The 12041-nt window shown below is 34.7% G+C and carries 11 protein-coding genes; 10 read left to right on the forward strand and 1 reads right to left on the reverse strand.

Annotated elements, in window-relative coordinates:
• Positions 1-36: 36 nt before the first annotated feature.
• The 10 genes from N4A68_02535 to prxU all read left to right on the forward strand — a co-directional run bounded on the left by N4A68_02535 (position 37) and on the right by prxU (position 11142).
• Entirely contained in the window at positions 37-1167 is a 1131-nt protein-coding gene (locus N4A68_02535; GenBank protein ID MCT4563194.1) for an ABC transporter substrate-binding protein, read from the forward strand.
• A 109-nt stretch (positions 1168-1276) separates the two neighbouring features.
• Positions 1277-2152 (forward strand): branched-chain amino acid ABC transporter permease, encoded by an 876-nt coding sequence (locus tag N4A68_02540; GenBank protein ID MCT4563195.1) that lies wholly within the window; start codon positions 1277-1279, stop codon positions 2150-2152.
• Positions 2153-2156: 4 nt separating this feature from the next.
• On the forward strand, positions 2157-3221 hold the full coding sequence (locus tag N4A68_02545) for a branched-chain amino acid ABC transporter permease (protein ID MCT4563196.1): 1065 nt from the start codon (positions 2157-2159) through the stop codon (positions 3219-3221).
• A gap of 1 nt (position 3222) precedes the next feature.
• Positions 3223-3984, forward strand: a complete 762-nt coding sequence (locus N4A68_02550; protein ID MCT4563197.1) for an ABC transporter ATP-binding protein — start codon at positions 3223-3225, stop codon at positions 3982-3984.
• Positions 3985-3986: 2 nt separating this feature from the next.
• Positions 3987-4694 (forward strand): ABC transporter ATP-binding protein, encoded by a 708-nt coding sequence (locus N4A68_02555; protein ID MCT4563198.1) that lies wholly within the window; start codon positions 3987-3989, stop codon positions 4692-4694.
• Positions 4695-4958: 264 nt separating this feature from the next.
• Positions 4959-5945: a dihydroxyacetone kinase subunit DhaK gene (gene dhaK / locus N4A68_02560; GenBank protein ID MCT4563199.1), complete on the forward strand. Its 987-nt coding sequence runs from the start codon at positions 4959-4961 to the stop codon at positions 5943-5945.
• Positions 5946-5949: 4 nt separating this feature from the next.
• Entirely contained in the window at positions 5950-6588 is a 639-nt protein-coding gene (gene dhaL, locus N4A68_02565) for a dihydroxyacetone kinase subunit DhaL (protein ID MCT4563200.1), read from the forward strand.
• Positions 6589-6641: 53 nt separating this feature from the next.
• A complete protein-coding gene (locus N4A68_02570) occupies positions 6642-8360 on the forward strand; it encodes a sigma 54-interacting transcriptional regulator (protein MCT4563201.1) in 1719 nt (572 codons plus the stop codon).
• A gap of 286 nt (positions 8361-8646) precedes the next feature.
• On the forward strand, positions 8647-10155 hold the full coding sequence (locus N4A68_02575; protein MCT4563202.1) for a DUF1846 domain-containing protein: 1509 nt from the start codon (positions 8647-8649) through the stop codon (positions 10153-10155).
• 267 nt (positions 10156-10422) lie between these two features.
• Positions 10423-11142, forward strand: a complete 720-nt coding sequence (gene prxU / locus N4A68_02580) for a thioredoxin-dependent peroxiredoxin (GenBank protein MCT4563203.1) — start codon at positions 10423-10425, stop codon at positions 11140-11142.
• Between the two features lie 57 nt (positions 11143-11199).
• Here prxU and N4A68_02585 read toward each other — a convergent pair whose 3' ends face one another.
• Positions 11200-11934: a VCBS repeat-containing protein gene (locus N4A68_02585; GenBank protein ID MCT4563204.1), complete on the reverse strand. Its 735-nt coding sequence runs from the start codon at positions 11932-11934 to the stop codon at positions 11200-11202.
• Positions 11935-12041 lie beyond the last annotated feature (107 nt).

A 12041-nucleotide genomic window follows, 5' to 3' on the forward strand; every position in this document is an offset into this window, starting at 1 on the left:
TCATATACCTAAATCAAAATTTAAGGAGGAAGTTTTATGAAAAAAACGATTAGTATTTTGATTATTGTTATGTTGGTGATGACTGCTTTTACGGGTTGTGGACAAAAGGCAGCAAGTAGTAAAGAGTCAGAAGTTGTTAAGATTGCTGTTGTAGGGCCGTTAACCGGTGACTTTGCAGAATACGGTACAGGATTTAAAAATGCTGTTCTACTTATGGCTGAACAGTGGAATGCAAATGGCGGAGTACTTGATAAAAAAGTTGAAGTCGTATTCTTTGATGATAAGAACAGTGGAGAAGAAGCTGCATCAATAGCAGAGAAAATTGTTTCAGATAAAGAAATAGTAGGTGTTGTTGGACACTTTGCTAGCGGTGTCTGTATGGCGGCATCCCCGACTTATCAAGAGGCGGGAATTGTTGAGATATCCCCTTCGGCATCTCACCCAGATTATACTAAAGAAGGAGATTTTATCTTTAGAAACAATACGGTTATAAATGTTGAGTCTGGAGTTGCCGTTGATCTAGCTACAAAAACAATTGGTAAAAAGAAAGTAGGTATTCTTTCAGTTAAAACTGACTGGGGAACTAATACAGCTGCAATTACTAAGGAGCTTGTAGAAAAAGCTGGTGGGACTGTTGTAGATCATCAGGAGGTTGTTGATGGAACAATAGATTTTAGTCCAAATGTTTCTAAGCTTAATGATGCGGGTGCAGAGGTCGTTATTGTTGCCGCTATGTATAATACCCTTGCTCCATTTGCAAGTCAATATAAAGCGGTGAATCCAGATATTGAGCTTGTTGGATTCTCTAATGCATATAGTCAACAACTTATAAATTTAGCAAAGGAAAATGCTGAAAATATCCATTTCCCTACTATATTCTTCCATGGTAGTGACGATGAGGCAGTTGGTTCCTTTGTAAAGTCTTATGAAGAAAAATATGGTTCAACACCAAGTAGTTTAACTGCCCAAGCCTATGACAGTACGGGTATTTTACTAACAGCTATCAAAAATGCCAACAAAGTAGATAGGGCAGCTATGATGACAGAATTATATAAAATGACGTATCCAGGTGTTACTGGAGAAACTAAGTTTGATGAGAATGGCGATGCTATAAAAGTATTTACTAATGTTAAAGTAGAGAATGGAAAATTTGTAGAGGTAAAATAAGTATTAAAAGGGGGCTGTCTCAAAAAATAATCCCTTGAGACACCCCCGTTAAAAAAGCGATAATTATACAGTTCCTAAAGTATATATGCAATATAGAAGGGGTGTAGATGTGATAATACAGCAATTAACCAACGGTTTAACCTTAGGAATGGTCTATGCACTGATTGCGGTGGGATATTCTCTTGTATTTGGTATTTTAAGACTTGTCAATTTTTCACATGGTTCAGTATACGCATTTGGTGCACATATTGCAATGATATTTGTTGCAATGAAATTTGGAATTTTCCCAGCCTTAATGATTAGTGTTATTTTAACGGGGCTATTGGGAATAGTTATTGACAAACTTGCATTAGCTCCATTACGTGCAAAGAACTCAAAGGGTATAGCAGCTTTGATTACAACAATAGGTATTTCTTATATTATTCAGAATTTCCTCATGATTGCATTTGGCACCCAAACTAAGTTTTTTCCAAAACTCTTCGATTATGGGACGGTGTCTATAGGTGGAGTAGCATTAAGTACAACTCAGATATTTATATTTGTGGTATCTCTAGTACTACTCTTAGTATTAACTTTTATCATTAAGGGGACTAAGATAGGACTTGCTATGAGAGCAGTGGAGCAGAACCAAAAAGCCGCTCATTTAATGGGTATAGATGTAAACCGTGTTATAACATTTACCTTTTTCCTTGGGGGTGCTTCAGCAGCTATTGCTGGGACACTAATAAGCGGATATTACCAAGTTGTATATGCAAACATGGGCTTCTTGGCTGGACTTAAAGCATTTTCTGCTGCTGTTCTAGGAGGCATTGGAATACTCCACGGATCTATATTTGGTGGGTTAGTAGTAGGTATTTCAGAAAGTTTTGCCGCTACTTATCTTGGAGGAACATATAGAGATGCTATAGCATTTTTAATTCTTATTATAGTGTTGCTTATAAAACCTGCCGGCTTATTTGGCAAGAAAGGAATAAAGAAGGTATAGGACTATGAAAAAGATAAGTTTTAAAGACAATGGTTTATCCCAGATGATAAAGCTAATAAGAAATTATGCTACTAAAAATAAGAAAATAGTTTACCCCCTTATAGCACTAATAGTATTAGGTATGCCCTATATTGTACCATCCCAATATATTCTAAGAATTATAATAATGATAGGAGTATATACCATTTTGTCACTTTCATTGGGATTGGTTACTGGTTATACAGGACAGGTTTCCCTTGGACATGCTGCATTTTATGCAATAGGTGCATATGTATCGGCACTACTTAGCGTTAATTATGGACTAAGTTTTTTTATTACAGCTCCTGTTGCAGCAATTGTTACGGCACTATGTGGATTATTACTAGGACTGCCCATATTAAGACTTTCAGGAACATATCTAGCTATAACTACCCTTGGATTTTGTGAGGTGGTTAGAATGGTGCTTTTAAACTGGGAAAATGTTACCAATGGGCCCTTGGGTATAAGTAGGATTCCCAAACCATCACTTTTTGGCATGGATTTAACACTTTACAATAATGGACTATATTATCTAATGCTGGCTTTCTTGGTATTGACTACTTTGGTTATGTTAGCCATTGTAAAATCAAAGATGGGTAGGGCTTTAGTGGCCATAAGGGAAGATGAAATGGCTGCAACAATGATGGGTGTAAAGACCACTGTCTATAAGGTCGCAGCCTTTGTTATAGCTGCATTCTTCTCAGGACTTGCCGGTGCATTTTATGCACATATGATAAGATTTATCGATCCAAATACCTTTACATTTGATACATCGATTTTGATATTGAGTATTGTTATATTAGGTGGTATGGGTACTATTAATGGCATGTTCTTAGGATCAGCTATATTGGTTTCTTTCCCCGAAGTCTTAAGATTTCTACAGGAATATAGATTTATTGTTTATGGAGCAGTTTTAGTTGTCATGATGAGATATCGTCCCCAAGGTATCCTGGGAGGTCAGAAAAAGACTAAATATAGATTGCCTAAAGGCGTTAATGATCTTAGTAGAAAATCAAGGGATGCTGTTAATATAGAAAAGGAGATGGTATAATATGGCACTCCTGGAGGTAAAGAATGTGTCAAAGCACTTCGGAGGACTTGTTGCAGTTGATAAAGTTTCCTTCGAAGTTAATCAAGGTGAAATCATAAGTATCATTGGACCAAATGGGGCCGGAAAAACAACGCTTTTCAATATGTTAACCGGTGTTTATACAGTGACAGAAGGAGAAATCATATTTGATGGAAAACCTATACAAAACCATACTCCTCAGGAAATTGTTAAGGCTGGTATAGCAAGAACCTTTCAGAATATAAGATTATTTAGTGATATGAGAGTTATTGAAAATGTTTTGGTTGGAATGCATATAAATACTAATTACAATTTTTTAGACATACTTTTTAGGAGCAAAAAGTTTCGTAATAGCGAAATTGAAAAGCATGAAAAAGCAATTGAAATACTTGACTCCATAGGTCTTAAGGAAAAAATGCATAATTATGCTGTGAATTTACCCTATGGAGATCAAAGAAGACTAGAAATTGCACGTGCTATTTCCACCGATGCTAAGATAGTTCTTCTAGATGAACCAGCTGCAGGGATGAATGAAAGAGAATCCGATGATTTACTTAATTTCATCAAAAAATTAAGGGATAAGGGCTACACAATTATTATGATAGAACATGATATGAGCGTGGTTATGAATATTTCTGATAGGATATATGTTATAGACTACGGTAAGAAAATTGCTGAAGGATTGCCAGCGGAAATCGCAAATAATAAACGAGTTATTGAGGCATATCTCGGAAGGAGTGAATAGCTATGCTTGTAGTCAAAAACTTAAATACACATTATGGAAATATTCATGCACTAAAGGGAGTAAACCTTGAAGTAAATCAAGGAGAGATTGTAACCCTAATTGGGAGTAATGGTGCAGGGAAAAGCACTACATTAGGGACTATAACAGGGCTTCTGAAGGCTACCTCTGGTGAGGTTTGGTTTAAAGAAGAAAATATAACGAAAACACTGCCTTCTCAGATTGTAAAAAAAGGTATAAGCTTGTCACCGGAGGGAAGAGAGGTTTTTCCAGCCTTAACAGTTGAGGAAAATCTAAAGCTCGGTGCTTTTACAAGGAAGGATAAAAAAATTATAAATGAATCATATGATAGAGTTTATGAGTTGTTTCCTCGACTTTTTGAAAGAAAAAAACAATTAGCAGGAACCCTATCGGGGGGAGAGCAGCAAATGCTGGCCATAGGTAGGGCTTTAATGTCTGAGCCACAGCTGCTACTTTTAGATGAACCATCCCTAGGGCTTGCTCCGAATTTAGTATTATTAATATTTGATCTTATAGTTTCCATAAATAAACAGGGGACAACGGTTTTGTTAGTAGAACAAAATGCAAATATGGCATTGTCAATAGCACATAGAGGATATGTTTTAGAGACTGGTAAGGTTACTATGTCCGACGATGCAAAGGTTTTATGTAGTAATGATATGGTTAAAAAAGCATATTTAGGAAATGTTTAATGAATAAATTTGTAAAAATAGCAGGAATTATAATACTATATAAAGAAATTATTCACATTAATAATCAGCTAATGTGTTTAGAATACGATTGATAATAGAGCAAATTGCATAATTACTCTCTATAGAAATCATATACTATATAAAGTTTTAAAAGCCACGAAGCTATACCATATATATTATCCAACTTAGCCAAGTCAGAGTTATGCAATTTCTTCAATAGATTGAAAGTATTATCTTAAAAAAATATTTGATAGGTGGTTGATTATGAAGAAAATAATAAATGAGCCTAATAATGTAGTGAGTGAAATGCTGCAAGGATTCGTAAAAGCAAATCCTCAGCTTGTATATTTTGAAGGAACTGAAGTTGTTGCTAAAAAAGAAAAAGGAAATAAAGTAGGACTTGTTTCCGGTGGAGGTAGTGGCCATGAGCCAGCCCATGCTGGATACGTTGGTAAAGGGATGCTAGATGCTGCTGTTGCTGGAAACGTATTTGCATCACCCTCACCGGATAGAGTGTTAAAGGGTATCCAAGAAGCTGATACCGGTAATGGAGTACTTCTAATAATAAAAAATTATTCTGGCGATATTATGAATTTTGATATGGCAAAGGAATTAGCTGAGATGGAGGACATTAGAGTTGAGGTAGTTGTAGTTAAGGATGATGTTGCCGTAGAGGATAGTACACACTCAACTGGTCGGCGGGGTATAGCCGGTACGGTTTTCGTACATAAGATAGCTGGAGCGAAAGCCGAAGAAGGTGCAGATTTAGATGAAGTTAAGAGAGTTGCAGAAAAGACAATTGCAAATGTTAGAAGTATGGGTATGGCTATGGCCCCTTGCATACTACCAGGTGTTGGGAAAGCAGGCTTTACACTTGGGGATAATGAAATCGAAATAGGTATGGGGATACATGGTGAACCGGGAGTTGAAAGAACTGAAATAAAGACCGCAAAAGAATTAGCAAATATACTATGTGATAAAATACTTGCAGATTTTGACTTTGCCGATAGTGAAGTTGCATTAATGATTAATGGTTTAGGGGCTACTCCTTTGATGGAATTATTTATCCTTAATAATGAGGTTGAAAAGGTTCTATCTGAAAAAAATATTAGTATTCATAAAAGCCTTGTAGGGAATTACATGACTTCACTTGAAATGGCGGGCTGCTCTATTACATTATTAAAGCTCGATGATGAATTAAAAAAATTGCTGGATGCTCCATGTGATACACCAGCATTGAAGGTTTGGTGATATAATGAATATAAAGATGACTGCAAAGGATTATATGGAATACATTGAGCTAGTAACTAAAAAAATAGAACAAAATAAAGACTATATAACTGAGCTGGATTCAATAACCGGTGATGGAGACCATTGGGCAAATATGAATATGGGCTTTCAAAAATTAGTAGAGAATAAGGAAGAACTTGCTGCCATGGAGTTAAAGGATATGTTTAAGAAAATAGGAATGCTTATTATGTCTACGGTAGGTGGTTCATCGGGAGTTTTATATGGAAGTGCATATATAGGTGCTTCAAAAATAATTGGCGACAAAGAATATTTAGATATAAAGCTGCTATGTGATGTTTTAGAGGAAGAACTAAGTGCTATTATGAAGCGTGGAAATGCAGAGCCAGGTTTCAAAACAATGATAGATTCCCTTGCCCCAGCTGTTAATCGTTTTAAAGCTGCTCTTAAGAGTAATGGAGATGAAAGTACTGCCCTGCAGGAATTAAAGCAAGGTGCTATTGATGGTATGAATAGCACAAAGGATATGGAAGCCGTACGTGGACGTGCTTTTTATCAGGCAAATAAAGGGGTTGGGCATCTTGACCCAGGTGCTGTTACTATGTGTTATCAATTAGAAATATTGGTGGACTACTTGTGTAATTAAAACTTAAATAAAGGAGGGTTTTTCCCTCCTTTTGTTAGAAAAGGTGATGAAGGATGTATCTAGCAGAAATTAAAGATATTGTTTCAAAATTTGCAGAAACAATTGCAAAAATCCTCGACATAGATGTAATGATTGTCGACAGTAACTGTAATAAAATTGCCAACACATTTAAGTATATAGATGATTCTGCACCTATTGCTAGATACTCTATGTTGGGAGAGGTTTTACATACTGGTAAAGTGGTTGCTGTAAAAGATAAAACCACCTACAAACATTGTAAAATCTGCTCTGATATAAGTGAATGTATCATATCTGGATTAGTAAGTGTTCCCATTTTTTATGAGAAAAATGTAATAGGGGCTATAGCACTTTTAGTTCCCATTAATAAAACTAGCCCTGTTTTTGAAAATCTACAAAATTCAATTGATTTTTTAGAACGTATGTCCGACTTGTTAAGTTCAAAACTTAAAAATATAGATGATTACAATAAGTTAAATGTCATAAAAAAAGAACGAGAAACTATTATAGATGTCATTGAAGATGGTTTAGTATTTATCAACAATAATGGAAGAATAATTCATTACAATCATCAGTTTGAAAGCTTCTTTAAATTTGATAAAAACGTCGAAGGCGATAGTATAGATAAGTTAATCGATCATCCATTGATGCATGAAATCTTGATGTTTAGTGAAAATATTTCATATAAGACATTTTATTACGAACATATAAACCACAGCTTCTATGGATTTGTATCCTGCCGTAACATCATGCTTAATGGAAATCACTATGGGGCGTTATTAACCTTTAAAAGTCTTGGTAAGGCATATAAAGTGTTTAATGAAATCTCTGACAATAGAACCCATGTTTCATTTGGGGATATTCAAGGAAATGATCCGAAGCTACTTACTCAAATAAATAATGCGAAACAATTGGCAGTTACCGACGAAAACATCTTAATTTTCAGTGAACCAGGATTTAGAAAACAGATGCTAGCAAGGGCAATACACAATTTTTCAGATAGAGAAAAGAATTACTTTGTAGAAGTTGACTGTGATAGTATACCATATGATATGTTAGAAGCAGAGATATTTGGCCATGATAGTGATGATATGCATGTAAATCCTGGTATTGGCAAGATTAGAATGGCCCATAGGGGGACTTTGTTTTTTAAAAACATTTCTAAAATGCCATTGTATTTACAAAGACGTTTAGTTGAAGTGATGAAGACCAAGGAATTAAGACAAAGGACATATAAAGGCTTTAATATTGATGTTCGAATGATTTTTGATACCTGTGAGGTATTATCACCCTTAGTAGAACAAGGGACGTTTGATGAAGAGTTGTATTTCCGTATTTCTAAAAATACTATAACAATTCCCTCCCTATTAAATCGAAAAGGCGATATAAAGATTATAGTGAATGATATAATAGACAAGTTGAAGATAAAGTATCTAAAGCCCCATGTCAAATTTGATAAAAAAGTTTTAAGTATGATGTATAAATATACTTGGCCTAAAAATGTGTATGAAATTGAAAAGACTATAGATGTGATTATAGCTAAAGCCAAGGATGATATAGTAACTGTTGAAGATATAAAATGCTTTAAATTTGCTGGCAATAATGGTAAGGAAGTCAAAGTAGTCGATGAAATAGAGAAGGATTTAATAAAGAAAATGCTTACTGAATATAAAAGCAAGGAACAGATAGCAAAAGCTATGGGAATAGGACGTGCTACCCTTTATAGAAAGATGAAGAAATATGGTCTTTCATAATCCATTAAATAAGGGATTATCGATATTTCTAAGGACTACAAGGGAAGAGTTATAATTATGACTCTTCCCTTTGCATGTAATAATTTGGCTATCAAAACAAAATTAGTATAAATATACACACAATCTAAAAAAAATAAAAAAATATTCAAAGTGCCATTACAATTAAGGTCATTTGGTGGTAAAATAGTCAGAGAATAATAAAATCCAGATTATCCATGGAGGATTTAAAACTATGATTCTTTAAACATCCTGTGGATAGTCTGGATTAAATATAGTGAGGTTGATTATGAAAATAGGATTTGATCACAAAAAATACTTAGAAGAACAATCAAAGTTCATACTTGAAAGAGTGAACGATTATGACAAGCTTTATTTAGAGTTTGGTGGAAAACTTTTATTTGATTTACATGCTAAAAGAGTATTACCGGGGTTTGATGAAAATGCTAAGATTAAGCTGCTTCATAGGCTTAAAGAAAAGGTAGAAGTTATCATCTGTGTTTATGCAGGGGATATTGAAAGGAATAAGATACGTGGAGATTTTGGTATAACCTATGATATGGATGTATTAAGATTGATTGATGATCTTAGATCCTATGAACTAGATGTTAATAGTGTTGTTATTACTAGATATGACAATCAGCCTGCAGCTACAGTATTTATGAATAAGCTAGAGCGAAGAGGAATCAAGGTATATACCCATCGAGCAACAAAGGGATATCCCACAGATGTAGACACTATTGTTAGTGATGAGGGTTATGGTAAGAACCCCTACATTGATACTACAAAGCCTATTGTAGTTGTAACAGCTCCTGGGCCAGGTAGTGGTAAGCTTGCTACTTGCCTCAGTCAGTTATATCACGAGCATAAGCTTGGGAGAGAAGTAGGATATTCAAAATTTGAAACCTTCCCTGTTTGGAATGTACCCCTTAAGCATCCCCTAAACATAGCATATGAGTCGGCGACAGTTGACTTGAAGGATGTAAATATGATTGATTCCTTCCATTTTGATGCCTATAATGAGATAACTATAAACTATAATCGTGATATTGAAACCTTCCCTGTGCTTAAGAGGATTATTGAAAAGATAACAGGGGAAGAATCCGTTTATAAGTCACCTACAGACATGGGTGTTAATCGTGTTGGATTTGGTATTATCGATGATGATATTGTAAAAGAGGCTTCAAAACAAGAAATTATTAGAAGATATTTTAAAACCGGATGTGAATATAAAAAGGGATATGTTGATCTAGATACTTTCCATAGGGCAAGATTGATTATGGAGGAGCTTAACCTCAAGGCTGAAGACCGTAGGGTAGTTACACCGGCTAGAGAAAGGGGTGCTAGGCTAAAAGAGAAGCTATGCAAAAATGAACCATGTCCTATAGTGGCTATAGAGCTTGATGATGGAACAATCATAACTGGGAAAAGTTCTAGTACTATGGATGCAGCTGCAGCAGTTATTTTGAATGTTATTAAGCACCTTGCTAATATTGCGAAGGGCATTCACTTGATCTCTCCAGTGATTCTTGAGCCCATAATTAGTCTTAAATCAAAGACCTTTGGAAGCAAGATTACATCTTTAAATTGTGAAGAAATATTAATTGCACTGAGCATCAGTGCAGCAACTAATCCAATGGCTCAAGTAGCTATGGAAAAACTATCTATTCTTAGAGGTTGTCAAGCTCATTCTACAACCATATTAGGAACCAATGATGAACAAACCCTTAGAAAACTCGGTATCGATGTTACCTGTGATGCTGAGTATTCATCAGATAGTTTATATTATAATAATTAAAGCAATTATATAGGGTTTTCATAGTATAAGTTAAAGTTTATACTAAAATCCCTATATGATTATATTGTCAACTAATTAAAAGGTCTATACCCAAGCTATTCAATCCTATGACTGAAATAGCTTGGGTATAGGCTTTTATTAATTTATATTTTGAAAAAAAACATATAATTTGTTTAAATAGCGATTTAATGGGTAATTTTACTATAGGGAAATTCAATACTTTGGAAGCTACTATAGATAAAATTTATAATATGTGGAGGTGGAAACATGCCAGAGGAATTCAAAATAGGTTGTCAAAGACCAGAAATTAAAAATGAAAGCGTCGACGAAACTGAGAAAAACTATGATTTAGTTGAGAAGGAGGAGAAAGTAGATATGTTGAAAGTAGGAAAACCGGCACCAGATTTTATGGCACCTGCTTATAGTCAGGGGAAATTTATGAATGTGAAGCTATCGGAATATAAGGGAAAGTGGGTTTTATTATGCTTCTACCCTGGAGATTTTACTTTTGTCTGAGCTACTGAGGTTTCAGCAGTTGCTGAAAAATATAAGGAATTACAGGATTTAGGAGTAGAGGTTCTGTCAGTTAGTGTGGATAGTGTTTTTGTACATAAGATGTGGAATGATAATGAGTTATCTAAAATGATAGGAAAGGATATGCCATTCCCTATGGTATCGGATCAGAATGGAAATATCGGTAGAATGTATGGAATTTATGATGAAGATGCCGGTGTAGAAACTAGAGGTAGATTCCTTATTGATCCCGATGGCAATATTCAAGCATTTGAAGTGCTAACACCTCCAGTTGGAAGAAATGTAAGTGAAGCAATTAGACAAATTAAAGCATACCAGCTTGTAAGAGAATCTAAAGGCACTGAGGCTACACCTTCCGGCTGGAAGCCAGGCAAAAGAACACTTAAGCCAGGGCCACATCTAGTAGGTAATATGTGGAAGGAATGGAAAGTAAGCGAGGCATTTGAAGAGTAGTATTTAAAAAAGGTTTTTAAGGGTTATATAAAAAGACAATCCCTTAAAAACCTTTTCTTATCCAAATATACCAAGGGTTTGAAAGAAGGGTATAAATTCTTTACCATTCCACTCCAAAGATGTTTGAATATAGCCTAAGCCATCGGCATTATATCTTCCAGCTATTCTTTGAAGTGCATATAATTCATAGACTCCATCCCTTTGAAAATCTATGGGATATAAACCACCCAAAGGATTTACCCAACCTTCTATAGGCTGTTTAAGCTTTCCCCTTTCATCATATATTTCTGATAAATATTCTTCCCCTTTATATTTAATGTCAATAGTATATTTTTTTGAGCTGTCCTTCGATGTGACTTCAACTTGATAACAATCTTTATATATGACATCATATTTATATTTTTTGTTAAACTTTTCAAAATCAAAGATTTTTTGTGGTTCGTTATCTAAAAAGGAATAAATATAATAGAATGCTAAGCCACCACTTCCTCCAGAATCAATGCTCACTAAAATATCATCTACTTTGTCATTGGTAAAATCACCTAAAAAAATTGTTGGAGTATAGCCTGCATTCGCCTTCAAGGGAATTCTAGTAAAATCTTTTGTTTTCCCATCCTGAATTATTAGAGTTATATTATCCACAAAGGGACTCCCAATTCCAGATGGTTTTTCTCCCATCAGATATACATTATCTATGATCTTATCTCCGTTTACGTCGCCCCTTTTAAAATCCAATATATATTTTTTATTGCACTTCATTTGATTCCTAAAAAATAGTGGATAATAGTACACAATATCAGCTCCTTTTAAAACTATGTATTATCATAATATGAAGCCATAGAGTATACCGTGCGTTGCCTTAAGAAGCTTTTTGAACAATCTGGCTTAAATTTGAAAAA

Source organism: Maledivibacter sp. (genome assembly GCA_025210375.1).
Classification (GTDB): Bacteria; Bacillota; Clostridia; order Peptostreptococcales; family Caminicellaceae; genus JAOASB01.